Origin of the sequence: Streptomyces sp. NPDC005017, assembly GCF_042873115.1 — a bacterium.
Taxonomy (GTDB): Bacteria; Actinomycetota; Actinomycetes; order Streptomycetales; family Streptomycetaceae; genus Streptomyces.
On the sequence record NZ_JBIALD010000003.1, the window covers coordinates 215,866 to 240,669 of the forward strand.

Annotated in this window: 24 protein-coding genes, 1 pseudogene and 1 CRISPR repeat array; of the genes and pseudogenes, 10 read left to right on the top strand and 15 right to left on the bottom strand. The window is 72.7% G+C overall.

Features of this window, described 5'->3' with window-relative positions; all coding sequences use genetic code 11:
- Positions 1-89: 89 nt before the first annotated feature.
- The 3 genes from ACFYR0_RS06045 to ACFYR0_RS06055 are packed head-to-tail and all read right to left on the bottom strand — an operon-like array spanning position 90 to position 2,911.
- Positions 90-1,091, bottom strand: coding sequence for an N-acetylglucosamine kinase (locus tag ACFYR0_RS06045; protein ID WP_389322357.1), 1,002 nt, complete (start codon positions 1,089-1,091; stop codon positions 90-92).
- Positions 1,088-1,765, bottom strand: a complete 678-nt coding sequence (locus ACFYR0_RS06050) for a uracil-DNA glycosylase (RefSeq protein ID WP_389322359.1) — start codon at positions 1,763-1,765, stop codon at positions 1,088-1,090. The genes ACFYR0_RS06045 and ACFYR0_RS06050 overlap by 4 nt, the downstream gene beginning before the upstream one ends.
- 60 nt (positions 1,766-1,825) lie before the next feature.
- Positions 1,826-2,911: a WD40/YVTN/BNR-like repeat-containing protein gene (locus tag ACFYR0_RS06055; RefSeq protein ID WP_389322361.1), complete on the bottom strand. Its 1,086-nt coding sequence runs from the start codon at positions 2,909-2,911 to the stop codon at positions 1,826-1,828.
- A gap of 283 nt (positions 2,912-3,194) precedes the next feature.
- Here ACFYR0_RS06055 and ACFYR0_RS06060 point away from each other — a divergent pair, with 283 nt between their 5' ends.
- The gene (locus ACFYR0_RS06060; protein ID WP_389322362.1) at positions 3,195-3,803 is read left to right on the top strand and encodes a hypothetical protein; all 609 of its coding nucleotides are present in this window, start codon (positions 3,195-3,197) and stop codon (positions 3,801-3,803) included.
- Between the two features lie 168 nt (positions 3,804-3,971).
- Here ACFYR0_RS06060 and ACFYR0_RS06065 read toward each other — a convergent pair whose 3' ends face one another.
- Positions 3,972-5,630, bottom strand: a complete 1,659-nt coding sequence (locus tag ACFYR0_RS06065; protein ID WP_389322364.1) for a DNA alkylation response protein — start codon at positions 5,628-5,630, stop codon at positions 3,972-3,974.
- A 104-nt stretch (positions 5,631-5,734) separates the two neighbouring features.
- Here ACFYR0_RS06065 and ACFYR0_RS06070 point away from each other — a divergent pair, with 104 nt between their 5' ends.
- Complete coding sequence (locus tag ACFYR0_RS06070; RefSeq protein WP_389322366.1) at positions 5,735-6,478, top strand: PaaX family transcriptional regulator C-terminal domain-containing protein; 744 nt, start codon at positions 5,735-5,737, stop codon at positions 6,476-6,478.
- Between the two features lie 8 nt (positions 6,479-6,486).
- A CRISPR array of direct repeats spans positions 6,487-6,687; the repeat unit is 24 nt; unit sequence CGGCTCCACGCGCGCGTGGCGTGC.
- Positions 6,688-6,761: 74 nt separating this feature from the next.
- Here the strand turns inward: ACFYR0_RS06070 and ACFYR0_RS06075 are convergent.
- Entirely contained in the window at positions 6,762-7,553 is a 792-nt protein-coding gene (locus tag ACFYR0_RS06075) for a pectate lyase (RefSeq protein WP_389322368.1), read from the bottom strand.
- 250 nt (positions 7,554-7,803) lie between these two features.
- Positions 7,804-8,883, bottom strand: coding sequence for an NADH:flavin oxidoreductase/NADH oxidase (locus tag ACFYR0_RS06080; protein WP_389322370.1), 1,080 nt, complete (start codon positions 8,881-8,883; stop codon positions 7,804-7,806).
- Between the two features lie 99 nt (positions 8,884-8,982).
- Between ACFYR0_RS06080 and ACFYR0_RS06085 the strand changes: the two genes are divergently transcribed.
- A complete protein-coding gene (locus tag ACFYR0_RS06085) occupies positions 8,983-9,339 on the top strand; it encodes an ArsR/SmtB family transcription factor (protein WP_389322372.1) in 357 nt (118 codons plus the stop codon).
- A gap of 84 nt (positions 9,340-9,423) precedes the next feature.
- On the opposite strand, the gene ACFYR0_RS06090 is transcribed toward ACFYR0_RS06085, so the two are convergent.
- A complete protein-coding gene (locus tag ACFYR0_RS06090; RefSeq protein ID WP_389322374.1) occupies positions 9,424-10,743 on the bottom strand; it encodes an FAD-dependent oxidoreductase in 1,320 nt (439 codons plus the stop codon).
- A gap of 219 nt (positions 10,744-10,962) precedes the next feature.
- Between ACFYR0_RS06090 and ACFYR0_RS06095 the strand changes: the two genes are divergently transcribed.
- Positions 10,963-11,736 (top strand): DUF6214 family protein, encoded by a 774-nt coding sequence (locus ACFYR0_RS06095; RefSeq protein WP_389322376.1) that lies wholly within the window; start codon positions 10,963-10,965, stop codon positions 11,734-11,736.
- Between the two features lie 111 nt (positions 11,737-11,847).
- On the opposite strand, the gene ACFYR0_RS06100 is transcribed toward ACFYR0_RS06095, so the two are convergent.
- Positions 11,848-12,507 carry a DUF305 domain-containing protein gene (locus tag ACFYR0_RS06100; protein ID WP_389322378.1) on the bottom strand — a complete coding sequence of 220 codons (660 nt, stop codon included), beginning with the start codon at positions 12,505-12,507 and terminating at the stop codon, positions 11,848-11,850.
- 216 nt (positions 12,508-12,723) lie between these two features.
- Between ACFYR0_RS06100 and ACFYR0_RS06105 the strand changes: the two genes are divergently transcribed.
- Positions 12,724-14,226 carry an LVIVD repeat-containing protein gene (locus tag ACFYR0_RS06105; RefSeq protein WP_389322789.1) on the top strand — a complete coding sequence of 501 codons (1,503 nt, stop codon included), beginning with the start codon at positions 12,724-12,726 and terminating at the stop codon, positions 14,224-14,226.
- Here ACFYR0_RS06105 and ACFYR0_RS06110 read toward each other — a convergent pair.
- From ACFYR0_RS06110 to ACFYR0_RS06135, 6 genes and pseudogenes are all read right to left on the bottom strand, one after another.
- Complete coding sequence (locus ACFYR0_RS06110; protein WP_389322380.1) at positions 14,214-15,014, bottom strand: TetR/AcrR family transcriptional regulator; 801 nt, start codon at positions 15,012-15,014, stop codon at positions 14,214-14,216. The two genes, ACFYR0_RS06105 and ACFYR0_RS06110, sit on opposite strands and share 13 nt — an antisense overlap.
- 211 nt (positions 15,015-15,225) lie before the next feature.
- Positions 15,226-15,915, bottom strand: a complete 690-nt coding sequence (locus tag ACFYR0_RS06115; RefSeq protein WP_389322382.1) for an HAD family hydrolase — start codon at positions 15,913-15,915, stop codon at positions 15,226-15,228.
- Positions 15,916-16,152: 237 nt separating this feature from the next.
- A pseudogene (locus ACFYR0_RS06120) lies at positions 16,153-16,821 on the bottom strand (phosphatase PAP2 family protein); the annotation flags it as partial.
- A gap of 147 nt (positions 16,822-16,968) precedes the next feature.
- Positions 16,969-17,907 (bottom strand): M56 family metallopeptidase, encoded by a 939-nt coding sequence (locus tag ACFYR0_RS06125; protein WP_389322384.1) that lies wholly within the window; start codon positions 17,905-17,907, stop codon positions 16,969-16,971.
- A gap of 144 nt (positions 17,908-18,051) precedes the next feature.
- The gene (locus ACFYR0_RS06130; RefSeq protein ID WP_389322386.1) at positions 18,052-18,597 is read right to left on the bottom strand and encodes a DUF5134 domain-containing protein; all 546 of its coding nucleotides are present in this window, start codon (positions 18,595-18,597) and stop codon (positions 18,052-18,054) included.
- Between the two features lie 179 nt (positions 18,598-18,776).
- Positions 18,777-19,169, bottom strand: a complete 393-nt coding sequence (locus tag ACFYR0_RS06135; RefSeq protein WP_389322388.1) for a VOC family protein — start codon at positions 19,167-19,169, stop codon at positions 18,777-18,779.
- Between the two features lie 123 nt (positions 19,170-19,292).
- Here ACFYR0_RS06135 and ACFYR0_RS06140 point away from each other — a divergent pair, with 123 nt between their 5' ends.
- Positions 19,293-19,838 (top strand): GNAT family N-acetyltransferase, encoded by a 546-nt coding sequence (locus ACFYR0_RS06140; RefSeq protein WP_389322390.1) that lies wholly within the window; start codon positions 19,293-19,295, stop codon positions 19,836-19,838.
- A 3-nt stretch (positions 19,839-19,841) separates the two neighbouring features.
- Here ACFYR0_RS06140 and ACFYR0_RS06145 read toward each other — a convergent pair whose 3' ends face one another.
- Positions 19,842-20,525, bottom strand: coding sequence for a glycerophosphodiester phosphodiesterase (locus tag ACFYR0_RS06145; RefSeq protein WP_389322392.1), 684 nt, complete (start codon positions 20,523-20,525; stop codon positions 19,842-19,844).
- Between the two features lie 338 nt (positions 20,526-20,863).
- On the opposite strand from ACFYR0_RS06145, the gene ACFYR0_RS06150 reads away from it, so the two are divergent.
- The 4 genes from ACFYR0_RS06150 (at position 20,864) to ACFYR0_RS06165 (ending at position 24,789) form a co-directional block, all read left to right on the top strand.
- Positions 20,864-22,261 (top strand): DUF6421 family protein, encoded by a 1,398-nt coding sequence (locus tag ACFYR0_RS06150; RefSeq protein WP_389322394.1) that lies wholly within the window; start codon positions 20,864-20,866, stop codon positions 22,259-22,261.
- A 41-nt stretch (positions 22,262-22,302) separates the two neighbouring features.
- The gene (locus tag ACFYR0_RS06155; protein ID WP_389322396.1) at positions 22,303-23,049 is read left to right on the top strand and encodes an SDR family NAD(P)-dependent oxidoreductase; all 747 of its coding nucleotides are present in this window, start codon (positions 22,303-22,305) and stop codon (positions 23,047-23,049) included.
- A complete protein-coding gene (locus ACFYR0_RS06160) occupies positions 23,046-24,116 on the top strand; it encodes a threonine aldolase family protein (RefSeq protein ID WP_389322398.1) in 1,071 nt (356 codons plus the stop codon). The genes ACFYR0_RS06155 and ACFYR0_RS06160 overlap by 4 nt, the downstream gene beginning before the upstream one ends.
- 82 nt (positions 24,117-24,198) lie before the next feature.
- Positions 24,199-24,789 (top strand): transglutaminase family protein, encoded by a 591-nt coding sequence (locus ACFYR0_RS06165; protein ID WP_389322400.1) that lies wholly within the window; start codon positions 24,199-24,201, stop codon positions 24,787-24,789.
- The last annotated feature ends 15 nt before the right edge of the window (positions 24,790-24,804 follow it).

Sequence of the window (24,804 nt, forward strand, 5' to 3'; positions counted from 1 at the left end):
GGGGAGGGGGCAGGTGAGCGGTATCCGTCCCGTTTTGTCTGATCAGTTGTGATGAGTTACGTACGAATTCGCCACGGTTGGCACGTCCTTCAGTCCCCGTCCATGCGCACGACCAGCAGCATTCGCTCGTCAGCGGGCAGAGTGAGCTCGTCCGTGGCGAGAGCCGTCGCGATCCGCATCGCGCCCAGCAGCGGGTCGCCCTCGGCCGGAACCCGTCCGACGTGCGGCAACCGTCGCGCCAGCGCCTCGTCCAGGGGGCCGAGCAGGGGCGCGCCCAGCCGGAACAGACCGCCGGTCAGCGCGAGTACGGACTCGCCTTCGGCGGGGCAGACCGCCGCGGCGGAGTCGGCGATGTGGCGTGCCGCGTCCCGCAGGATCCCGGCCGAGACCCGGTCCTCGTCCGCGCAGGCGGCGACCTGTGGCGCGAAGGAGGCGAGGACGGCCGGCCGGTCCGGACGCGGGTACAGCTCCGCGGGCAGCCCCGGCATCGGCCCGAAGGTCTCCTCCGCCCGCGACAGCAGCGCCGAGGACCCGCCGTCGCGGCCGTCATGGGCGCGCAGCGCGGCCTCCAGCCCGGCGCGGCCGATCCAGGCGCCGCCGCCGCAGTCGCCCAGCAGATGGCCCCAGCCGTCCGCCCGCCGCCAGCGCGAGAGGTCCGTGCCGATCGCGATCATTCCGGTGCCCGCCGCCACCACGGCACCGGCGCGCGGGCCGAGCGCCCCGGTGTACGCGGTCACGGCATCGGCCGCGAGCACGGCGGCCCGGGTGCCGAACTCGCGTCGCAGCACCCCCGGCAACCCGGCCCGCAGCCCGTCGCCCAGTGTGCTCAGCCCGGCCGCGCCCACGGCGGCCGTACGCAGCTCCGTCACACCTGTCTCGGCCGTCAACGACCGCACCAGCGGGAGCAGTTGTCCCATCAGGTGGTCCGCGTCGATCCCCCGGGGACCGGTGCGCACGGGCACGGCCGACTCCCGTCGCGCCGACACCCTGCCGTCAGCGGTCCCCACGACGACCCGCAGGCCCGACCCGCCGGAGTCGACGGCCAGACAGCCGGTCGAACCCCGGGACGCCGTGCCCCCGGGCCTGGTCACGGCAGGCGCCAGTCCACGGGCTGCCCGCCCTGGCCGACCAGCAGGTCGTTGGCCCGGCTGAACGGACGGGAGCCGAAGAAGCCGCGGTCGGCCGACATCGGGGACGGGTGCGCGGACTCCACCGAGGGCAGACTGCCCAGCAGCGGACGGAGATTGCGGGCGTCACGGCCCCACAGGATCGACACCAGCGGCTTCCCGCGCGCGGCGAGGGCGCGGATCGCCTGCTCGGTGACCTCCTCCCAGCCCTTGCCGCGGTGCGCGCCCGGGCTGCGCGGTGCCGTGGTGAGAGCCCTGTTGAGCAGCAGCACGCCCTGGCGGGTCCACGGCGTGAGGTCGCCGCTGGACGGCTGGGGCAGCCCCAGGTCGGAGTGCAGCTCGCGGAAGATGTTGATCAGGCTGCCGGGCAGCGGCCGTACCTCCGGGGCCACCGAGAACGACAGCCCGACCGCGTGCCCCGGCGTCGGGTACGGGTCCTGCCCGACGATGAGGACGCGGACCTCGTCGAAGGGCTGCTGGAAGGCCCGCAGGACGTTCTGCCCGGCCGGTAGGTAGGTGCGCCCCGCGGCTATCTCCCCGCGGAGGAAGTCGCCCATCCCGGCGATCTTTCCGGCCACGGGCTCCAGGGCGCTCGCCCAGCCCGGTTCGACGATCTCATGCAACGGTCGTGGTGCCACGGCGTCACCCTACTGCCGTGCAGGGCACGGCGATCAACCGGTGGCCAGGGGCCGGCCGCCTCACGCGACCACCGCCGCCCGCACGCACAGCACGTCGGGCAGGTGCGAGGCCAACTGCCGCCAGCTGTCGCCGTCGTCGGCCGACGCGTACACCTCGCCGTTGCGGTTGCCGAAGTACACGCCCGCCGGGTCCGCGTCGTCGGTGCACAGGGCGTCGCGCAGCACGGTGCCGTAGTGGTCGCCCTGCGGGAGTCCGGCCGTCAGCGGCTGCCAGGTCTCGCCCGCGTCCCGGGTGCGGAAGACGCGGCAGCGGTGGTCGGCCGGGACCCGGTCGGAGTCGGCGGTGATCGGGAACACGTAGGCGGTGTCGCCCTGGTGCGGGTGCGTGGCCATCGCGAAACCGAAGGTGGACGGCAGGCCCTTGCCGATGTCGGTCCACCGCCCGCCCCCGTCGTCGCTGCGGTACACGCCCCAGTGGTTCTGGAGATACAGCCGGTCCGGGTTCACCGCGTCCCGCGCGACCTTGTGCACGCACTGCCCGAACTCGGGGTCCGGATCGGGCAGGAACACCGCGGAGACACCGGAGTTGGACGGCGCCCAGCTCGCGCCGCCGTCGCCGGTGCGGAACACCCCCGCCGTGGACACGGCCACGGTGACCGCGGCCGGATCGCGCTCGTCGGTCAGGACGGTGTGCAGGCCCTCGCCGCCACCGCCGGGCACCCACTGGGAGCGGGTCGGGTGCTCCCACAGCGGGCGGACCAGGGCGAAGCTCTCTCCGCGGTCCTCCGAGCGGTACAGCGCGGCCGGTTCCGTCCCCGCGTACACCACGCCCGGTTCGGCCGCCGCCGGGTGCAGCTGCCACACCCGCTCCAGCGAAGCCCCCGTGTCCTGGGGGAACTTGACCGCGGGCGCGGCCGGTTCGGTCCAGGTCCGGCCGAGGTCGTCCGAATGGAACACCGACGGGCCCCAGTGCGCGCTGTCGCCACCCGCGAGCAGGCGCGTGGTGTCGCCGCTGGTGTCGATCGCGACCGAGTACACGGCCTGCGCGTTGAAGTAGGGACTTTCGTCGAACTCCCAGGCGCCCTCGCGCCGGCGCCCGATGAACAGGCCTTTCCGGGTCCCCACGGCGAGCAGTACTTCGGTCATGCCGGTCACCTCCGCGACGTCTTCGTCTCAGACACCGGCCAGTCTGCACCCCACCACTGACAGTCACCTGGGGACGGCCGTCTCCGCAGGTCAGCGTGTGTCGGGCGGCAGGTCCCGTGATCGCCCGGGGGCGAGTAGGGCTCCCTTGCGACCCCACGGGTCTCGCCGAGGCGCCGGCCGCGCGCCACCGCCGGGGCGCGGGCACGCCCTGAGCATCGGCGGGCCGGCGCCCGTATGGGACGGCGACGGGGTGGACCGAGTGCTCGTGAGGAGGCGGCCCTCGATGAGGCTGCGGGGTCGGAGGGTTGGGCACGTGTGGCTGTGGCGCTGGCGGCGCAGCCCGTTGCGGCGGCGGTCCGACGTGGTCGAGGGCTGGGTGCTGTTGGCGGCCTGGACACTCACCGTGCTGTGCGGGGTGCTCACGGGCCTGACGGTCGCAGGTTCCGTGGAACGGGGGCTGGCGCGGGAGCGCGCGGAGTGGCGGCCCGTCACCGCCCGGCTGACCGAACGCGCGCCCGGTGTGCCCGCCGGGCCCGGCGCGGCGAGCGGCTCCCAGGTGTGGGCCGGGATCGGCTGGCGCGCGCCGGACGGCTCCCCGCGGTCCGGTCAGGCCCGGGTCGCGCCGGGCACCGTGGCGGGGACGGCGGTGAAGGTCTGGACGGACCGGCAGGGCCGCCTCGTCAGCGAGCCGACGGGCGCCGCCGAGGCGCGGGTGCGCTCCGCGCTGGTCGGCACGCTCATCGGCCTCGGCGCCGCCGTGGTCCCCTTCGCCTGCGGCCGCGCGGTGCGCGACCGGCTGGAGTGCCGGCGGCTCGACCAGTGGGATACGGACTGGCTCCGCTTCGACCCGCTGTGGGGCCACCGGACGGGCTCGGGGCCGCAGGACGCCTGAGCGGCGGGGCGGGCAGAGGCGGGGGCAGGGGCTGGCGTGGGGCAGCGTCCGCGACCGGCGATTCCGCTCCGGTCGCGGACCTCCGGCTCGGGCGGCCGCTCGCCCCGACCTCGTGTTGCCCCGCCCTCGACCCAGGCCCGCGAAGCTGCCCGCGCTCCACCCCGGGCCTCACAGCCCGAGCGCCCGCCCCAGGATCCCGTCCAGGTCCGCCGAGTCGGGCAGGGTGCCGAAGGCGTGCCCCCAGTCGCCGCCCAGCCGGGTCGCGCAGAAGGCGTCCGCGACGGCGGGGGGCGCGTACCGGACCAGCAGGGACGCCTGGAGGGCGAGGGCCATGGACTCCACGAGCCGGCGGGCGCCGGTCTCGGACGCGCTCGCCAGCCCTTCCCTCAGACGCCCGACCGCCGCGTCGAGACGGGCGTCCGCCCCCTGGGCCAGGGCCAGTTCGGAGAACAGGGCGTCCGCCGTGCGCGGATCGCGTGTCAACGCCCGCAGGACGTCGAGGGCGTTGACGTTCCCGGAGCCCTCCCAGATGGACAGCAGCGGAGCCTCGCGGTAGTGGCGGGGCATGCCGGAGTCCTCGACGTAGCCGTTGCCGCCCAGGCACTCCAGGGCCTCGGCGGTGAAGGCGGGGCCCCGCTTGGTGACCCAGTACTTGCCGACGGCCGTGGCGATGCGGCGGAACGCGCGTTCGCCCTCGTCCCCGCGGATCGCCCGGTCGGCGGACCCCGCCAGCCGCAGGGTGAGCGTCGTGGCGGCCTCCGACTCCAGCGCCAGGTCGGCCAGTACGTTGCGCATCAGCGGCTGGTCGGCGAGACGTGCCCCGAACGCGCTGCGGTGACGGGTGTGATGGCCGGCCTCGACGAGCGTCCTGCGCATCAGCGTCGCCGACGCCGTCACACAGTCCAGCCGGGTGCAGTTGACCATCTCGATGATGGTCTTGACGCCCTGCCCCTCGGGCCCGACCAGCCAGGCGACAGTGCCGTCGAACTCCGGCTCGGAGGACGCGTTGGACCGGTTGCCGAGCTTGTCCTTGAGCCGCTGGACCCGGAAGGTGTTGCGGGTGCCGTCGGGCAGTACGCGGGGCACGAGGAAGCAGGACAGCCCGCCCGGCGCCTGCGCCAGCACCAGGAACACGTCGCACATCGGCGCCGAGGTGAACCACTTGTGCCCGCGCAGGGTGTAGACACCGGGTTCCGAACCGGGCGTGGCCACCGTGCTGTTGGTGCGAACGTCCGAGCCGCCCTGCTTCTCGGTCATGCCCATCCCGGCGAGCAGCCCGCGCTTCTCGGCCGGTACCCGCAGCCCCGGGTCGTACTCCCGGCTGGTCAGCAGCGGCTCGTAGACCTTGGCGAGTTCCGGTTCGCGGCGCAGCGCGGGGACCGCCGCGTAGGTCATCGAGGTCGGGCAGCCGTGCCCGGCCTCGCTGTGGTTCCACACCAGCCCGCCCGCGGTCCGCGCGACATGCGCGCCCGGGCGGTCGTCGGCCCACGGCGACCCGGCCAGGCCCTCCTCGACCGCGACCCGCATCAGCCGGTGCCAGCTCGGGTGGAACTCCACCTCGTCGACGCGGTGGCCCCAGCGGTCGTGGGTGCGCAGCTCGGGCTCGTACCGGTTGGCCAGCTCGCCCCACTCCTGCGCCTCCGCGCCGCCCGCCAGCAGGCCGAGCCGGCGGATGTCGGCCTCCGCCCAGCCGGCGCCCTCCCGGCGCAGGCCCTCCAGCAGGGCCGCGTCCTCGGCGGCGTCGTAGGGCGCCAGGGGCGGGGCCTGGTTGGTGACGTCGTGCGTCGCGTACCGCGTGTGCCGCTCGTGTACGGGTGTCGAGACCATGACGCGAGTGTTGCACTATCTCTGCGGTCGCAGCAATGATGCAACATCGTCTTCCGGCCCGTACAGTACGAGGCCATGCGCAGCCACGACACGAGGTCCCACGGATGACCGCCCCGGCAGGCCCCGGCACCGTGGAGCTGCGCCCGCTGTCCGCGCGGTCCGTCGTCCTGAGCCTGCTGCTCGGGGCGGACCCGCCCGAGATGACCGCGAGGGACCTCGCCCGCGCGGTCGAGCCGTTCGAGGTCGGCGGGTCGACCCTGAGGGCCGCGCTCAGCCGGATGGCGGCCGCCGGCGACCTGCGCCGCACCGGGGCCGGGTACCGCATCGGGGAGCGGCTGCTCGAACGCCGCCGTCGCCAGGACGAGGCGGTCCGGCCGCACACGCGCGCGTGGGACGGCGACTGGGAGATGGTCGTGGTCACCGCGACGGGCCGCGGCCCCGCCGAACGCGCCGAGCTGCGCACCCGGCTGACCGCGCTGCGCCTCGCCGAACTCCGCGAGGGCGTCTGGCTGCGCCCGGCCAACCTCTCGCGCGAACTGCCCGGGGAACTGGGGCGGGTGGCCGAGCTCGGTACGGCCCGCCCCGCCCGGCCCCCGCGTGAACTGGCCGCACGGCTGTGGCCGCTGGACGACTGGGCGGCCACGGCGGACGCCCTGCTGGCCCATGGGGGGCGGTCCGTCGGTCCGACCGACCGCCTCACCGCCTACGCGGCGATCGTCCGCCATCTGCTGGCCGACCCGGTCCTGCCGGACGCCCTGCTGCCCACGGGCTGGCCGGGCACGGCCCTGCGCACCGCCTACGCGGACTACCGCCGGGAACTCGCCCGGCAGTTGGCGACGCGCGCGTAGAGCCGCAGCGGCTCCACGCGCGCGTGGCGTGCTGCTCGTCCGCCTCAGGCCGCCGGTCGGCCGGCACATCGGCTCCACGCGCGCGTGGCGTGCTGACCTCCGGGTCCAGCACCGGCTTGGGCGGTCGCTCGGCTCCACGCGCGCGTGGCGTGTCCATCCGGCCCTGTGCGCGCGCCGAACGACCCGGGCTCCACGCGCGCGTGCCGGACACGAGGGCGCCGAGGGCGACCGTACGAAGCGCCGTGCGGGGATGCTCCGCGCGGCCGCCCTCACCGCCGGGGCGTCACCGGTAGGTGATGTCCGAGGTGGAGTAAAGGCAGTTGGTGCTGTCCGGGCCCCTGCCGACGGCCGTGTTGTTGTTGTACTTCTGGCAGGGGACGACCTTGCGCGAGGCGTCGTTGAGGATGGTGATGCCGCGCAGGGTGGCCACGTCGTTGCGGTTGACGTTGATGCCGACCAGCCGGGCCGTGCTGCCGGTGCCGGTCACCTCGACGGTGCTGAGGTTGACCTTGCGGGTGTACTGCGTCGAGCAGTCGCCGCAGGAGCGGTAGAGCGTCTTGAACTCCCGCACCGCGAAGTCGGAGATGTTCACGGTGCCGCCGCCGTTGTGCTGGAACACCTTGTCGGACGCCTTCTTCGCACCGCCGCCGACGACGTTGTACGTGGCGCTCGAGCCGCCGCGGAAGGTGGCGGCGTCCTCGCCGACGTCCTCCCACCAGACGTTCTGAAGGGTGCAGCTGCCCAGACAGTGGATGCCGTCGGCGCCCGGCGCGCCGATGATCACGTTCTTCAGGGTGACGCCGTCGGCGAGGGTGAGGATCGGCTTCTGGTCCTCGGCCTGGTCGCCGGTGCCCAGCGCCCCGCTGCCGTAGAGGCGCAGCATGCCGTAGTCCTTGGAGCCGGTCAGGCTGATGGTCGCGGTGACCGCCTGGCTGCCGGACGCTGACGGCCAGGCGGCGGCGCTCGCCGGGGTGAGCGCCGCGCTAGCCATGAGCATGCCAATCGAGAGGCCGGTGGCGGTCAGTGCGCCGGCCGTGGTGCGCCCGCGCCCGCGCGGGTGTCGGGGAGAGGTCATGTCCCGATTCCTTCCTCCGTGATGGTGGGGGTCATTACGTGGTGCGGCTCGAATCGGTCATGGTGCTGAACGGAACGTAGATAGAAAGCGCTTTCCAGTCAAGAGGTGTGGGAGCGCTTCAACACTTTGGCGGAGCGTGCCACGCCGCCGGGCGGGACGTCCCTCCTCGCGAAGGTCTGCACCACGAGTTGACGCCGAGGGGGCGCACCGGCGTCCGGTGCGCCCCCTCGGAGACGCGTGTGCACCCGGGTCAGACCGAGCGGTGGTACTGGTCCGGCACCCGCACCTCGCCGCCCAGTTCGCGGGCCGCCTTCCGGGCCCAGTACGGGTCACGCAGCAGCTCACGGCCGAGGAGGACGGCGTCGGCCTCGCCGTTGGCGACGATCTTCTCGGCCTGCTCGGCGTCGGTGATCAGGCCCACGGCCGCGACCGGCAGCGCGGTCCCGGCCTTCACCCGGGAGGCGAAGGGCACCTGGTAGCCGGGCCCGGTCGGGATCCGGGCGTCGGGGACGTTGCCGCCGCTGGACACGTCGAGCAGATCGACGCCGTGCTCCTGGAGCGCGCGGGCGAGGCGGACGGTGTCGTCGGCGGACCAGCCGCCCTCCTCCAGCCAGTCGGTCGCCGAGACCCGGAAGAACACCGGCTTGCCCTGCGGCCACACCTCGCGCACCGCGTCGACGACCTCCAGGGCGAACCGGGCGCGGTTCTCGAACGAGCCGCCGTAGGCGTCGGTACGGCGGTTGGAGTGCGGCGACAGGAACTCGTGGACCAGATAGCCGTGCGCGCCGTGGACCTCGACGACCTCGAAGCCCGCGGCGAGCGCGCGCCGTGCCGCGTCGGCGAACCGCCCCACGATCTCCTCGATGCCCTCGACGCTCAGCTCCTCGGGCGTCTGATGCCCCTCGGCGAACGGCACCGCGCTCGGTGCCACCGGCTGCCAGCCGTGCGCCTCGGGCCCGACCGGCCTGCCGCCCTTCCAGGGCCGCTCGGTGGCGGCCTTGCGCCCGGCGTGGGCGAGCTGGACGCCGGGGACCGTGCCCTGCGCCGTGAGGAAGCGGGTGATCCGGCGGAACGCCTCGAGCTGGGTGTCGCTCCACAGGCCCAGGTCGTAGGGCGAGATCCGGCCCTCGGGGCTCACGGCCGTGGCCTCCACGAGGACGAGACCGGTGCCGCCGGCCGCCCGTGAGGCGTAGTGGGCGAAGTGCCAGTCTTGCGGGGCTCCGGCGTCGGGACCCTCGGGGGCGGCCGAGTACTGGCACATCGGCGACATCCACACCCGGTTGGGGATGGTCAGATCGCGCAGCCTGTAGGGCTCGAAGAGCGCACTCACGGCGACTCCCTTTCGTCACGGGACCGTTCGACGAGTCGTACGATACTCATCGTAGTACGGGAGATGTCAAACTACGAAGACCTTCGTACAATGGCTTCCATGACGCCCACCGCACCCGCCGCCGGCCGCGAGCTGCCGCACCCGGCCAGCGAGGAGATCCGGCTGGAGGGCGTGCTGCACGCCCTCGCCGACCCGATGCGGCTCCAGATCGTCAGCGAGCTCGCCGCCGCGGGCGGTGTGGAGCTGACCTGCTCGCAGTTCGCCGTGCCCGTCACCAAGTCCACGACGACGCATCACTTCCGGGTGCTGCGGGAGGCCGGGGTGATCAGGCAGGTGTACCGCGGCACGGCCAAGATGAACGGCCTGCGCGTGGACGACCTGAACGATCGTTTCCCCGGGCTGCTGGACGCGTTGATCGCCGCCGCGGCCCGGCAGGCGGGAAGCGCGGGGGCGTAAGGTTCCGGGGTTTCCGGGAACTGAGGGGGTGTGCCGCTCCCCGGGCGGCGCCGTGCGAGGCGCCCGGCGCCGGGGCTGCCGCCGCTACCCCGCCCCGGCCGCGTCCAGGAGCGACCGCCAGTCGGGGAGCTTCACGACGTTCCTGCCCAGGGACGCGCCGAGTTCGGCCTCCGCCCGCTCGATCGACTGCCATCCGGCCCACTGCACCGGGGTCAGCCCCGCCGCCCGCAGCGCCGTCAGCGGGTCGTCCGGGACGTCCTTGCGGAGCAGTTCCGGCGCGTCCTGGAGCAGGGACGTCACCGTCTCCTTCGCGCAGGGGCGGTTCGTGCCGATGACGCCCGTCGGGCCCCGCTTGATCCACCCCGCCACGTACTCGCCCTCGGCGACCCGGCCTGCCGTGTGCGGCACGGTGCCCGTGGTGCCGTCGAACGGCAGGCCCGCCAGCGGCACGCCCTGGTAGCCGACCGAACGCAGGACCAGCTGGGCCTCGATCACCTCGAACCGGCCCGTGCCCGTCACCCCGCCGCGCCCGTCCGGCAGCGTGTGCTCGAAGCGGACCGCGCCCACCCGGCCGCCGTCGGCGAGGAGTTCGACGGGGCGCAGGAAGAACCGCGCGTGGATGCGGCGCGGCGCGTCACCGGGCGGCCGTGCGGACCAGTCGCGCAGCACCTCCACGTTGCGGCGCCGCGCGGCGGGCAGGGACGCGTCGTCCGTGTAGGCCGGGTCGAGCGCCAACTCCGCTGGATCCACACGGACTTCGGCACCCGGCAGGCCGCCCAGCTCGCGCAGCTCCTTGGTGGTGAAGCGGGCCTGGGACGGGCCGCGCCGCCCCACCATGTGCACGTCGGCGACCTCGCTCGCGGCGAGTGCCGCGAACGCCGCCTGCGGCATGTCGGTGGGGCTCAGCTCGGCCGCTCCCCGGGCCAGGACGCGGGTGACGTCCACCGCGACATTGCCCACCCCGATGACCACGGCCGACCGCGTGCCCCGCACGAACCCGTCGTCCACGGCGTCCGGATGGGCGCTGTACCAGGACACGAACCGGGTCGCCGACCAGCTGCCCGGCAGATCCTCGCCGGGGATGCCGAGGTGGCGGTCGGTGGCGGCGCCGACGCAGTACACCACCGCGTGGTACAGCTCGCGGAGCCTCTCCGCCGCCACGCCCCCGGTGCCCACGTGCACCCCGCCGAGGAAGCGCACCCGCTCGTGCTCCAGAACCGTACGCAGGTTGTTCTGGAGGGACTTGATCTTCTCGTGGTCCGGCGCCACGCCGTAGCGCACCAGTCCGTACGGGCAGGGCAGCCGGTCCAGTACGTCGACCAGCACCGCGGGGTCCTGCTGGACCAGGGCCTGCGCGGTGTAGACCCCGCTGGGTCCGGAACCGACGACGGCGACACGCAGCACGGCGGAACTCCTCGTCCCGAGATGTGGCAGGAGATCGCTGGTGCCTCCAGCATCGCACCGGCGGGCCCGCCGGGGGAGAGGCGGAGCTGACCCGTCGGAGTGCCCGGTGTGCGTGTCCTTTCGATCTTTTCGTATGGAATGTGATGATGCGGTTACGTTGCGTGTGTGCTAGAAGCATCCTTTCTCAATCTTTCTGATCGCCGTTTCGAGGACGGAGCGGTGTCCGTCCGGCCCGCGTGGGAAGTGCGGGAGGGTGCGGGCGCCACGTCCTGGTTCCAGGTACGGCTGGGCTTCGCCGACGGTGCCCGGGTGGACGCGCTGGCCGTGGTGAGCGCGGGATGCCTGTCCATCGAGGACGTCCGGGCCCAGCCGGCCCTCTCCCTCGCCGACCTCACCGTCCTCGCCGACTGGATCGAGGGCCCGCTGTCCGAGGTGTGCGGGATCGAGCCGTGCGGGATGGAGCCGGGCGGGATCGGGCCGGGCAGTTTCGAACCGTGCGGGATCGAGCCGTACGAGGAGAGCGGCGCGCGGGCGGGGGCCGAGGCCGACACCGAGGCCCGGCTCCGGGCCGGCGGGTCCTTCGGCTTCGGCGGCTTGGACGGCTTGGACGACCTGAGCGACCTGGACGACCACCCGGACGACCCGCACGACCCGGACGGCTTCGGCCGTACGGGCGAGCCCCCCGGGCAGGACGAGTTCGCGGGCCGGGACGGCTCCACGGGCCCGGACGGCTTCGCCGATCCCGAGGACCCCGCCGGCCACCCCGACGCCCTCGCCCTCACCCCCGCCCCCAGCCGCGCCCGCCCCGCCTGGCCGCGGGGTGTCGAGGGGCGCCGGCTCGTCGCCCAGGAGTACCGGGCGGCGCAGGAGGACGGCGTCGACCCGGTCCTCGCGGTGATGTGCGCGACCGGGCACAGCCGCCGAAGGTCGCTGAAGCTCATCGCCCAGGCCAGGGACATCGGCTTCCTGACGCCACGTCACGCCCGCCGCTGACGGCCGCGCGTGGCAAAGCGCCTGCCCTGACTGTCGCGCATGGTGAGACCGGGCCTCAAAGCAGCGCGCGGCGGAGCCGGTTGCCGACGTCGGACGCGGCGGGCCCGGCCGTCAGACCATGTCCCGCATGCGTGAGATCTCGCTCGTCTGCTGGGCCACCACGTCGTCGGCCATCTCCTCGACCTGGATGTTGTTCCCCTGCGCCTTCACGTCCGTGGCCATGGTGATCGCCCCCTCGTGATGGGTGATCATCAGCTGCAGGAACAGGGCGTCGAAGTCCTCGCCGCGCGCCGCCCGCAGCTTCGTCAACTGGGCCTCGGTGGCCATCCCGGCCATGGCGGCGTGGTCGTGCCCCTCGCCCCGCTCCGGCTGGTCATGGGCCGTCAGCCAGCCCTTCATCGCGCCGATCTCCGGCCCCTGGGCGGCCGTGATGCGCTCGGCGAGCCGCTTCACCTGGGCCGACTCCGCCTGCTTCGGGGCGAGTTCGGACATCTCCAATGCCTGCTGGTGGTGCTCGATCATCATGCGCACGTACGACACGTCGGCCGAGTTGGGGGTGTCGTCCTCGGCCCGCTGCTCGGCGGCCTCCTCGGCCGACAGGGTCCGGTTGTCCTCGCCCGGCATGCCCGGCTGGAGCACCGAAGGACCGCTCGATGCCGGGGACTTGGCGTTGTCTTCGGAGCCGGATTCGCAGCCGCCGAGCGTGAACGCGGCCAGGGCGGCGAGCGATACCGACGCGAGGGATGCACGCAGCGCGCGGCGGGAATGCACAACGGCCTCCTGTGGCTGGGTTGTCCGCTCCGGGGGAGGGATGAGCAGGCACACCTTGTGAGTGTTGATGACTGTCCTAGCACGGTTCCGCGCATCACTGATCAAAAACCTGGATTACATCTCCGTTTAACCCCTGTTGATCTGTGCATGATGCAGACGATACTTCGGGGGTCCGTGAACCGTTCCGTCGTGAACGGAACAAGGGAGGAAGCAGCAGTGACCCTGTCCAACAACCCCCGAACGCGGCGCAGACGACTGGGAGTTGCCACCGCGGCGGCCGGCCTGCTGGCCGCGCTGCTCACGGCTCACCCGGCCGTCGCCACCCCCGACCCCGGCGACGTCCCGACGACTCGGAAGGACGTCTCCCGCAGCGCCGAGGCCGATGTGCGCGAGGCCATCGACGCCGGCGAGATACCCGGCCAGGACGAGATCGTCCACTCGGCCAACATCACGCACGTCGCCAACGTCCCCAAGGACCTGGTGAAGGGCACCAACTCCGACCTGGCCTTCCAGGGCCGGTACGCCTTCGCCGGCAACTACGACGGGTTCCGCATCTTCGACATCAGCGACCCGAAGGCGCCCAGGACCGTCGCGCAGGTGCTGTGCCCCGGATCGCAGAACGACATCTCGGTCTCCGGCAACCTGCTGTTCCTGTCCACCGACTCCTCGCGCAGCGACAGCAGTTGCAACAGCACCACCCAGCCCGCGACCGAGAAGTCGTCCTGGGAGGGCATGAAGGTCTTCGACATCAGCGACAAGGCGAACCCGAGGTACGTCGCCGCCGTCGAGACCGCCTGTGGCTCGCACACCCACACGCTGGTGCCCGAGCGCCGCAACGTCTACGTCTACGTCTCCTCCTACTCGCCCAACGCCACCTACCCGGACTGCCAGCCGCCGCACGACGGCATCTCCGTGATCAAGGTGCCGCGCAACGCTCCCGAGAAGGCGGCGGTCGTCGGCTTCCCGGTGCTGTTCCCCGGCGAGGGCCCGGACGGCGGCGGCAACCCCGGCGGCCCGACCAACCCGGGCGTCAGCAAGACCACCGGCTGCCACGACATCACGGTCCTGCCCTCCAAGGACCTCGCGGCGGGCGCCTGCATGGGTGACGGCATCCTGTTCTCCATCGAGGACCCCGAGAACCCGAAGGTCATCGACCGCGTCCAGGACAACGTCAACTTCGCCTTCTGGCACTCCGCGACCTTCAACCAGAAGGCCAACAAGGTCGTCTTCACGGACGAGTTGGGCGGCGGCGTCGGCGCGACCTGCAACGAGGCGACCGGTGCCAAGCGCGGTGCCGACGGCATCTACGACATCGTCGGCCGCGGCGACCACCGCAAGCTGGTGTTCCGCAGCTACTTCAAGATCCCGCGCATGCAGGCCGCGACCGAGAACTGCGTCGCCCACAACGGCTCGCTCATCCCGGTCAAGGGCAAGGACATCATGGTCCAGGCCTGGTACCAGGGCGGTGTCTCCCTCTGGGACTTCACCGACTCCGCCAACCCGAAGGAGATCGGCTTCTTCGAGCGCGGCCCGCTGAGCACCCAGCAGCTCACGGTCGGCGGCACCTGGTCGGCGTACTACTACAACGGCTACATCTACTCGAACGACATGGCCAAGGGCTTCGACGTGCTGCGGGTGAGCGACAAGCTCACCGACCCGGCGCGCCGGATCCAGCTGCGTGAGCTCAACGTCCAGACCCAGCCGGACTACTTCGACTGACCGGACACGGGCCCCGGCCGGCCGTCCGGCCGGGGCTCTCGCTCCATGGGCGTCCCGTCCGCGGGCTCCCGCTTGACGGGCGGTCCGCCGACGGGCTCAACGGGCCGCTCGTCCGTCGGCCCCTGATCCACGGGCCGGGTGTCCGTGGAGAAGAACCGCGACAGATCCTCGTCGCACCTCCCGCCGGGCGCCTCGGTGTCCGGCGGGACCCCCATCTCCCGGTCCAGGCCGTAACGCCGGAAGAGCTCCGCGCGCAGCGGCTCCATCGGCAGGCCGACGTTCGGCAGCACCATCGCGTACACCGCGCCCATCAACTGCGAGCGCAGCATGGCGTATTCGGCGTCCGGGTCCCCGCAGCCCAGCCGGGTGACGGTGTCCCGCAGCAGCTCGCCGAGCCGCTGCTGCTCCGCGCACCGTACGAAGCCCTCCGCCTGGAGCAGCCCCGCCATGTGCTGGCGCATGAGCACCGTGTGGTCGCGCGCGAGTCCCAGTACGGCGTCGATCGCCCGCGCCATCCGCTCCCGGCCGTCGTCCGTGCGCGGCTCGCGTTCCAGGGCCTCCTCCAGCGTCCGGTGCATCAGCCGGTGCACCGCGGACTGCACCAGCTGGCGCTTGCCGGGGAAGTAGTACGAGACCAGACCGCGTGCGGAGCCCGCCCGGTCCGCTATGTCACCGAGGGTCGTGGCCTCGTAGCCGCGTTCGTCGACGAGTTCGACCGCCGCCTGGAGAAGCCGTTCGCGCGAGCGCCGTCGCAACTCTTCATTGACCTGGGCGCTGCGCGGGGACATGCTGGACTCCTGCGTTGACTGGCTGCCAGCCAACTATACTCAGCGCAGCGGGCCACGCTCCTTCGGGTGCGTGGTCTCGGCTGCCGTCCGCCTCGGGCGACGCGGGGGATCGTCCGAGGTGGGCGGCTTTTCTCACCTTGTTGGTGGCCTGAGGCTATTTCTTCCGGGCGATCACGGCACCCGGGCCGGCCGACGGCTCCCCGCCCCCGGCTCAGCCCATGAGGTCCAGCACCGGCCGCAGTCCGTCGGGGCGGGCGTCGGCGGGCAGGTGGTCCACGAAGTGCACCCGGCAACCGAGCGCGGCCGCGCCGCCGTCAGCCCGCCGGTCGTCGCCCACCATCAGCACCTGCCGGGGATCGGCGCCGAGCGCCTCGCAGGCCGTGGCGAACAGCCGCGGATCGGGCTTGCGGACGCCGTGCTCGTACGACAGGACGTAGACGCCGACGAACTCGTCGAGCCCGTGCGCGCGGAAGACCGGGCGCAGGTCCCAGCCGATGTTGCTGACCACTCCCACGGCGATCCCGCGCTCCCGCAGCCCGCCGAGCACCTCGGCCGCGTCGGGGTACGGCGTCCACGCGGCCGGTGTCATATGGCGCTCGTAGAGCGCGTCGTGCAGGCCGGGCTCCGGCAGCCGGACCCGGCGGGAGAGGCCGGTGTACGCGGCCCGGTGCAGCTCCGCGCTCTCGTCGCGGACCTCCCAGAGGGTGGCGAGGTCCTCGGGGAGGCGCAGCGGGTTCGCCCCGCCCGGCAGCGCCCCGGCCTCCTCCAGGGCCCGAGCCGTCCTGACCAGTTCCGGCCCGGACAGGGTGATCCCGGACTCGGCGAGCACACAGGCCAGCCATGACTCGGCGGACTCGATCCGGAAGAGGGTGCCGGAGAAGTCGAACAGCACAGCGGTCATGATCGGATCCTATGACCCGGACCCGGACCCGGACCCGGGGCCAGATCCAGGCTCAGGGCCGGACCCGGACCCGTGTTCAGGCCCGGACCCGTGTTCAGGCCCGGACCCGTGTTCAAGGCCGGACCCGCGTTCAGGCCCGGACCTGCGTTGAGGACGGGACCCGTGTTCAAGGCCGGACCCGTGTTCGGGACCGGACCCGGTGCGTCCCGGCGGAGGCGGTGTCCTGCGGGGCGGGGCGGGCAGCCACCGCCGGTGTGCCGCCACCGCCAGGGCCACCACGGTCGCGCCCAGGAGCCACCCGCCCAGCACGTCCGTGGCCCAGTGCACGCCCAGCCAGATCCGGGTCAGCCCGACCCCGAGGACCGAGACGACGGCCACCGCCACCGCCGCGCGGAACACGGCACGGCTCACGCCGTAGCGGTGCGCGAGCCACAGGAGCAGGCCGAACACCACCGTGGCCGTCATGGCGTGGCCGGACGGGAACGCCGCGTAGTGGGCCGAGTCCACGGGGTCGGACCAGCGCGGGCGCTCCCGGCCCAGGGCCGCCTTCAGGGTCTGCTGGACGCCCGTGCCGACGGCGACGGTGACCACCAGCCACAGGGCCGTCCAGCGCGCCGCGACCCGCAGCACCAGCCACAGCACCGCCACCGCGCACAGCACCCGCATGGTCTGCGGGTCCCACACCCAGTCCGTGAGGACGCGGGCGACCCCGGTCAGGCCGTCCTCGGCCACCGCCCAGCGGTGCGTGGTGCGGGCGACGGAGCGGTCGACGGACATCAGCGGATGCCACGCCACTCCCACGAGCACCACCAGCAGAACGGAACACACGGCCAGTGGTCTCGCCGCACGCAGTGCGCGGTGACGGCGGGGGGACCGGGGCTGGGTTTCCGTGGGTGACGGTGCCATGGACCGATCCTTGCCCAACCGTGGGGCCCGAGGCCAACCACGGGGCCGTGGGACAGGGTGGCGCGGGTGCCGCCGACGGGGCCGGCGTGGCGTCCGCCCCTCAGGGGCCGCGTCCGTACCAGGCGGCCGCCCCGTGGCGGGACGGCGCTATCCGAGGGCCCGCAGCCCTGGTACCAACGCCACCACCACGGGTATCACCGGCACCAGCGCGGCCGCGGCCGTCAGCCGCAGACGGTGGCTGGGGGTGAGCCGGTCCGGCGCGGTGAGCAGCCGGTTCACCCGCTGCGGCACCTGCGCGTCGGTCGTGGGGCAGGGACCGAAGACGCCCCGGCCCTCGTTCAGTCCCACCAGCGCCAGCGCCGTCGTCAGCCGTCCGAAGCGCCGGGAGGCGGTGTCGTCGGCGGCCAGTTCGACCAGCCGGTGCATCTCGTCGCGGAACGCCTCGAACACCCGGATCTGCGGGAACCCGATCGCCAGCGCGGCCGAGCAGTGCCGCAGCCAGTCGTGCCGGGCCTGCGCGTGTCCCATCTCGTGCGCGAGGACGGCGTCGAGCTGCCGCCCCTTCAGCCGGCGCAGCGCGGCGGTCGTGACGACCAGGCGGGGCGTCGAACCGGGCAGCCACCAGGCGTCGGGCCGCTCGCCCTCCAGCACCACCAGCCGTCCGCGGCCGGACTCCTCGCCGGGCAACCTCGGTGCGCGCAAGCGCAGTTCGGCCCTCCGGTGGCTGCGCCGGGTGCGGGCCCGGGCGACCTCGCGCACCAGCATCGCCGCGCTCCACACGCCGCCCAGCGCCAGCGCCACCGCGGTGGCCGCCGCCCAGCCACCGCCCGTGGTGCCGAGCGCGTACGCCTCCACGACCGGGCGCGGGGCCGGGGCGAACAGGTGACCGCGTACCTCCTGCCAGGCGGCCGCCGCGCTGAGGGCCATCGAGAGCGCGCAGCACAGCAGTACGGTCGCCACCGCGCACTGCCACACCCACAGGGCCACCACGGGCTCACGGTCCGGCCAGTCGGCCCGGGCCAGCACGCGGGGTGTGACCGCGGCGGTCAGGGCGCCGAGCAGCAGCAGTGCCACGGGGACCATCATGTCCACCACCCTATGAGCGCGCGGCCGTCCAGGGGTATGGACCAACGGGCCAAGTGACGCAGACCACGGTTTCGTTCGGTCCTCGCCCGGCGCGGCGGGACGGCAGCGGGGGCCGGGCGCACCGCAGTTGGCGACGGCCGGGTGTCACAGCGCCAGCAGCATCGCCACCATGGAGATCCCCATCGACAGCCGGCAGGCCCTCACCAGCTCCGGCCGGTCGCCCCAGGCGAGGGCCCCGGCGGGCACCGCGGACACCCCGGGCACGGGCACCAGCCGTACGCCCGACAGCAGCACGTAGCCGGTGAAGTAGAGCAGCAGGGCGCCCGTCAGCAGGGGCACGCCGGAGCCGCCGTGCGCGTGCCCGGGGGAGGCGGACATCGTCACGGCCATGTAGACCATCGCCCCGTCGCCCACCAGGTGGTGCAGTTGATGCCCGCCGGCGCGCCCGGCCCGCAGCGAGTGCAGCGCGGCCCCGGCGAAGAGCGCGGCACAGCCGGGCCAGGCCCAGCCGGGCGGTGTGAACACGGTCGCGGGCACGGCCATGGCGGCCATGCCGAACGCCATGAGCGCCTCGGTGCCCGCGCCGCGGCGCTGCTCCTCGACCCCGCTGCGCAGCCGCAGCAGACAGTAGGCGCCGGTCGCCGAGCACAGCGCGACGAGCAGCCAGCCGGGCGACGCCGGTCCGTGCACCCGTACCTCCCCGCGTCGACGATCGCTCCAACGAAGCGATGCCCGGGACGTACGGGGCGTACGCGAGCGCAAGGGTGTACACGGGGAGCACTCGACGGAGCACGGGCCCTCGCCGCGTCAGTGTTACGTGGCGCACTCGACGGAGCAGAGCCCCTCGCCGCGTCAGCGTTCCGGCGGCGTCACAGGCCCGGCCGGTGCCGCAGGGGGTGGTCGCGCGGCACCTCGACCAGCACGATCTCCGTGCCGTCCGGGTCCCTGATCCACATCTCCACCAGTCCCCACGCCTCGGTGACCGGTGGCCGCGCGATGTCGACGCCCTTGGCGCGCAGTTCCTCGTGCGCCGCGGCCACGTCGTCGACCTGGAGCCACAGCCGCACCGCCTCGGTGGGCATCTCCGCGGTGCGGCCGGAGAGTTCGAGGAACCCGCCGCCCAGGAAGTAGACCGTGCCCCGGTCCGGGCCGGTGCCGAACTCGCGGTATACGGCGAGGCCCAGATCACCGCCGTAGAAGGCACGGGAACGCTCGGGGTCGCGGGGCCGCAGCAGGACGCGGCTGCTCAGCACATGCACCATGCCCGCGAGCCTAGATCGGTCGCCCGGGTCGCGCCCGTCCTGTGAGACGACTATGGCAAGTGGCCCCCGGGCCAGGGTTAGGCTCCTCGTGTTCGAACCGCGCCACAGATCGGAGCCGCGTCCATGGAATCCGCCGTCACCGCAGCCGCACTGACCTTCCGCGACGCCACCGCCGCGGACGTGGACGCGCTGGTCGCGCTGATCGAGTCGGCGTACCGGGGCGACTCCAGCCGCACCGGCTGGACCACCGAGGCGGACATCCTGGAAGGGCAGCGCACCGACCCCGAGGGCGTTCTCGCGGTGATCGACTCGGCGGACAGCAGGCTGCTCACCGTGGAGCGGGACGGTGCCGTCGTGGCCTGCTGCCAGCTCGAACACCGCGGCGACCACGCCTACTTCGGCATGTTCGCGGTCAGCCCCGGGCTCCAGGGCGGCGGCATGGGCAAGGTGATCATCGCCGAGGCGGAGCGGCGGGCCGTGCGGACCTGGGGCGTGAGCGAGATGCACATGACCGTGATCTCCGTGCGCGAGGACCTCATCGCCTGGTACGAGCGGCGCGGCTACCGCCGTACGGGACGGATGACCCCGTTCCCGTACGGCGACGAGCGGTTCGGCATCCCGCAGCGCGACGACCTCCAGTTCGAGCTGCTGGTCAAGCCGCTGGTGTGACGCTCAGGCGGTGAAGCGGCCGGTGCGTTTGATGCCGGGGTGGTCGGTGGTCGCGCCGTCCAGCTCCAGCGCGCGCACCAGCCGCAGGTGCTCCTGTGTGTTGACCACCCACCCGACGATCCTCAGATCCGCCTCGCGGGCGCGCTCCACGACCTCCAGGGTGATCCTGCGGATGTTCAGACAGAGCGTGGCCGCGCCCACCGCCACCGCGCGGTCCACGATGTCGGTGGAGTAGCGGCTGCCGACCAGCGCGGTGCGCGCGCCCGGCACCAGCCGGGCGATCTCCGCGACCGCCTCGTCGTGGAACGAGGAGACCTCGACGCGGTCCGCGAGGTCCCGCTCGCGCATCACCTCGGCGAGCGCCCGGGCCGCCGCCACGTCCTTGATCTCGGCCTGGAGCGGCGCGCGCACCGCGTCCAGGACCTCCTCGAGGACCGGGACGCGTTCACCGCGCCCCGCGTCCAGGGTGCGCAGCTCGGCGAGGGTCTTGTCGGCCACGGCGCCGGTGCCGTCCGTGGTGCGGTCCACGTCCTCGTCGTGCATGACCACGAGGGCGCCGTCCTTGCTCAGATGAAGGTCCAGCTCGATGACGTCCAGGCCGCCGCGCTCGGCGGCGACGAAGGACCGAAGGGTGTTCTCGGGCTCGACGCCCATGACTCCGCGGTGACCGATGGTGAGGAAGTTCAAGGGGTACCTCGCTTCCGTCGACGGCGGCTCTGTGCCGTACGAACCGGAGCGGACCGTTCGCACGGCAGGTCCCGCAGCCTAACGGGCCGCCGACGGGATGGACCCGTCCGCGACCGAACCCGGCGATGGCTGGTTCCCGCTCCTGTTCCGTACTCCCCGGGAAACCGCCCGTCCATGCGGGCGTCATGGGCCCGTACCTCGGCCGATCCCACCTCGACAGGAAAAAGTGAAGTGAAACCCCCGGTTCGACAGGAGATTTTCCCGAGGCCCCCCTTGCTGGAGGAAACCTCATATGCCTACGGTGTCCTTACGAGAGGTTCTCGCGTGGAGGATGGGACATGACGGAAATTCTTGTGCAGACGGCTTCGGAGGGACAGGTTCCTCCCATGACCAGGGTCATCGAGCACCCGGCGTGGCCGGTGCTCAAGGATGCCGTGGAGCAGATCCGGCCATGGCAGTCCAAGGACGGGTCGATCGACTTCACCGCCGAGGGCGCCCCCGGGCGTGCCGCCGCCGAGGCCGTGGTGGCCCGCATAGCCGAGGCCGTGGAGACGCTGTCCCCGCTGCTCGCGCACGACGCCGCGTACCACAAGGCCCTGGTGGGCGACCTGCGCCGGTGGGCCGACGAGGGCTTCCAGGTACCCGACTTCCTCGACTCGCTGCTGGCCTTCCAGCCGGCCGCGGGCCGCGCCGACGGCCTCCAGCACCTGGTCGTCTTCCCGATGTACACGCAGAACGGCAACCCGGACCGCAACCTGGAGGCGGTCGTGCTGCGCATGGTCTGGCCCGAGTGGCTGGCCGAGCTGGAGCGCACCCGCTACGACAACCCGCTGTTCTGCGGCATCAAGTTCGAGGACTTCACCGCGGGCTACGACACCAACTCCGCGGTGCTCTTCCCCGAGACCATCGCCGTGCGCGAGGCGCCGGAGCGGTTCACCTGGGGCGGCATCTTCTGCGACCGCGAGGCCGCCCGCTTCCGCCGGGTCACCGAGGCCGCCGTCGAGACCCTGGGCCTCGAGCTGCCCGAGGACATCGCCGCGATGGTCCACGACCAGACGCGCTGCGAGGAGGCCTTCGTCCTGTGGGACATGGTCCACGACCGCACCCACAGCCATGGCGACCTGCCCTTCGACCCCTTCATGATCAAGCAGCGCCAGCCGTTCTGGATGTACGGCCTGGAGGAGCTGCGCTGCGACCTCACCGCCTTCAAGGAGGCCGTGAAGCTGGAGGCCGAGGGCGTCCCGCAGGCCCGTGACGTGCAGTACGCGGTGCTCTTCGACCGGATGTTCCGCTTCCCGCTGACCGGCGACCGCAACCGCAACTACGACGGCCTGGGCGGCCAGCTGCTCTTCGCCTACCTGCACAAGCACGACGTGGTGCGCTGGACCGACAACAAGCTGTTCATCGACTGGCAGCGCGCCCCGCAGGTCACCAACCAGCTGTGCGCCGAGATCGAGAAGCTCTACCGCGACGGCATCGACCGTCCGAAGCTGGTCCACTGGTTCGCCGGCTACGAGCTGGTCTCCACCTATCTCTCCCCGCACCCGGGCTCCCGGTGGGCCAAGGGTCCCGACGCCCTCGACCTGGCCCAGCCGCCCCGCAAGCTCGTCGATGACGTGCTTCCGGACGAGTTTCCGCTGAGCATGTTCTATGAGGCCCTGTCCAAGAAGCTGAAGAACGTGATCGCCTCGACCAAGGGCATCACGGCGGACAGCGCCGAGCGGGTCGCCGCGTGAGCGACCGGCACACCGAGAACACTGCTCAGGAGGCGAAGAACATGGGGAACGGGGCTCTCAGCGGTGCGGTGATCGCGGTGGCCGGCGCGGGCGGACCCGCCGGCCGGGCGGCGCTGCTCAGGCTCGCCGAGGCGGGCGCCACGGTCGTCGCGGCGGACAACGACCCGGAGCGGCTCGCCGAGGCCGTGGACGCGGCCCGCTACGCGTCCGGCGGCGCCACCGTCACGGGCGAGACGGTCGACCTGCTCGACCTGGACTCCACCCGCGACTGGGCCGCGCGCACCGAGAAGGAGTTCGGTCACGTCGACGGCCTGGTCCACCTGGTCGGCGGCTGGCGCGGCAGCGAGACCTTCACCAAGACCAGCCTCGACGACTGGGACTTCCTGGAGCTGCTGCTCATCCGTACCGTGCAGCACACCTCCCTCGCCTTCCACGAGGCGCTCCAGCGCAGTGAGCGGGGCCGCTACGTCCTGATCAGCGCCGCGGGCGCGACCAACCCGACCGCCGGGAACGCCGCGTACGCCGCGGGCAAGGCGGCCGCGGAGGCGTGGACGCTCGCCATGGCCGACTACTTCCGCAAGGCCGGGGGCGAGCAGGGGCCGACCTCGGCTGCTGCGATCCTGGTCGTGAAGGCGTTGGTGCACGACGCGATGCGCGCCGAGCGGCCCAACGCGAAGTTCGCGGGCTTCACGGACGTCAAGGACCTCGCCGAGGCCGTCGCCGGCGTCTGGGACAAGCCCGCCGCGGAAGTGAACGGAAACCGTCTGTGGCTCACCGAGCAGCCGTGAACCCCCCGAAGACCGACGCGCGTCGCCACCACGATCCCGAGGTCCGCGGTTTCGCCAGCGACAACTACGCCGGGGTGCACCCGGAGGTGATGGCCGCCCTGGCCCTGGCCAACGACGGCCATCAGGTCGCGTACGGCGAGGACGACTACACCGAGAACCTCCAGGGGATCGTCCGCAGCCACTTCGGGCCCACGGCCGAGGCTTTCCCGGTCTTCAACGGCACCGGCGCCAACGTCGTCGCGCTCCAGGCGGTCACCGACCGCTGGGGCGCGGTGATCTGCGCCGAGAGCGCGCACATCAACGTCGACGAGGGCGGCGCGCCGGAGCGGATGGGCGGCCTCAAGCTGCTCACCGTGCCCACGCCGGACGGCAAGCTCACCCCCGAGCTGATCGACCGGCAGGCCTGGGGCTGGGACGACGAGCACCGCGCGATGCCGCAGGTCGTCTCGATCACCCAGAGCACCGAGCTGGGCACGCTCTACACGCCGGACGAGATCCGCGCGATCTGCGAGCACGCCCACGCGCACGGCATGAAGGTCCACCTGGACGGCTCCCGCATAGCCAACGCCGCCGCCTCGCTGAACGTGCCCATGCGGACGTTCACCAACGCGGTCGGCGTCGACATCCTCTCCCTGGGCGGCACGAAGAACGGCGCGATGTTCGGCGAGGCGGTCGTCGTCATCAACCAGGACGCCGTGCGGAGGATGAAGCATCTGCGCAAGCTGTCCATGCAGCTCGCCTCCAAGATGCGCTTCGTCTCCGTGCAGCTGGAGGCGCTGCTCGCCAAGGACCTCTGGCTGCGCAACGCCCGCCACGCCAACGAGATGGCCCAGCGCCTGGCCGAGGGCGTACGCGCGGTGCACGGCGTCGAGATCCTCTACCCGGTGCAGGCCAACGGCGTCTTCGCCAAGCTCCCGCACGACGTGAGCGAGCGCCTCCAGAAGCGCTTCCGGTTCTACTTCTGGGACGAGGCCGAGGGCGTCGTGCGCTGGATGTGCGCCTTCGACACGACCGAGGAGGACGTGGACGCGTTCCTCGCGGCCCTGAAGGAGGAGATGGCTCACTGAGCCACCTCTCGTGATGCATAGGTATGCGGTCACCCGGAAAGTCATTGACGGCCGGGTGATCGCGTTCCTATGCTCTGGCGGCATGGAGCTGATCCAGAAAACCCCTGACCTTTCCGCCTACTTGGCCGCCGACGAGGTCATCGACCATCACCATCCGGTGGTGCGCGAGACCGCGGCCCGTCTCGCGTCCGGCGCCGCCGACTCGTATGACTATGCGAGGGTCGCCTTCGAGTACGTACGCGACGCCATCCCGCACTCCGCCGACACCGGCGACCCGCGCGTGACCTGGCGCGCCTCCGACGTCATCGAGCTCCGCACGGGCATCTGCTACGCCAAGTCCCACGCCCTCGCCGCGCTGCTGCGGGCGGAGGACATCCCGACCGCGCTGTGCTACCAGCGGTTGCGGGACGACGGTTCGGGCCACTGTGTGCACGGCCTCGTCGCCGTCCGCCTCGACGGCGCCTGGCACCGCCAGGACCCCCGCGGCAACAGGCCCGGCATCGACGCGCGCTTCTCCCTGGACGGCGAACACCTGGCCTTCACGGTCACCCCGGACTCCGACGAGACCGACTACCCCCTCCTGTACGCCGCCCCCCACCCGACAGTCCTCAAGGCCCTCCGGTCCGCCCTTGACCGCCCCCACCTCTGGACGACGCTCCCCACCACCCTCTGAAAGGGGCGCGGGGAA

Coding starts and splice junctions, on each gene's coding strand:
- ACFYR0_RS06150 (WP_389322394.1), top strand. CDS start 20,864: ATGACGGAAATTCTTGTGCAGACGGCTTCGGAGGGACAGGTTCCTCCC.
- ACFYR0_RS06125 (WP_389322384.1), bottom strand. CDS start 17,907: ATGATGGTCCCCGTGGCACTGCTGCTGCTCGGCGCCCTGACCGCCGCG.
- ACFYR0_RS06110 (WP_389322380.1), bottom strand. CDS start 15,014: ATGTCCCCGCGCAGCGCCCAGGTCAATGAAGAGTTGCGACGGCGCTCG.
- ACFYR0_RS06135 (WP_389322388.1), bottom strand. CDS start 19,169: ATGGTGCATGTGCTGAGCAGCCGCGTCCTGCTGCGGCCCCGCGACCCC.
- ACFYR0_RS06165 (WP_389322400.1), top strand. CDS start 24,199: ATGGAGCTGATCCAGAAAACCCCTGACCTTTCCGCCTACTTGGCCGCC.
- ACFYR0_RS06140 (WP_389322390.1), top strand. CDS start 19,293: ATGGAATCCGCCGTCACCGCAGCCGCACTGACCTTCCGCGACGCCACC.
- ACFYR0_RS06115 (WP_389322382.1), bottom strand. CDS start 15,915: ATGACCGCTGTGCTGTTCGACTTCTCCGGCACCCTCTTCCGGATCGAG.
- ACFYR0_RS06060 (WP_389322362.1), top strand. CDS start 3,195: ATGAGGCTGCGGGGTCGGAGGGTTGGGCACGTGTGGCTGTGGCGCTGG.
- ACFYR0_RS06155 (WP_389322396.1), top strand. CDS start 22,303: ATGGGGAACGGGGCTCTCAGCGGTGCGGTGATCGCGGTGGCCGGCGCG.
- ACFYR0_RS06070 (WP_389322366.1), top strand. CDS start 5,735: ATGACCGCCCCGGCAGGCCCCGGCACCGTGGAGCTGCGCCCGCTGTCC.
- ACFYR0_RS06075 (WP_389322368.1), bottom strand. CDS start 7,553: ATGACCTCTCCCCGACACCCGCGCGGGCGCGGGCGCACCACGGCCGGC.
- ACFYR0_RS06085 (WP_389322372.1), top strand. CDS start 8,983: ATGACGCCCACCGCACCCGCCGCCGGCCGCGAGCTGCCGCACCCGGCC.
- ACFYR0_RS06065 (WP_389322364.1), bottom strand. CDS start 5,630: ATGGTCTCGACACCCGTACACGAGCGGCACACGCGGTACGCGACGCAC.
- ACFYR0_RS06055 (WP_389322361.1), bottom strand. CDS start 2,911: ATGACCGAAGTACTGCTCGCCGTGGGGACCCGGAAAGGCCTGTTCATC.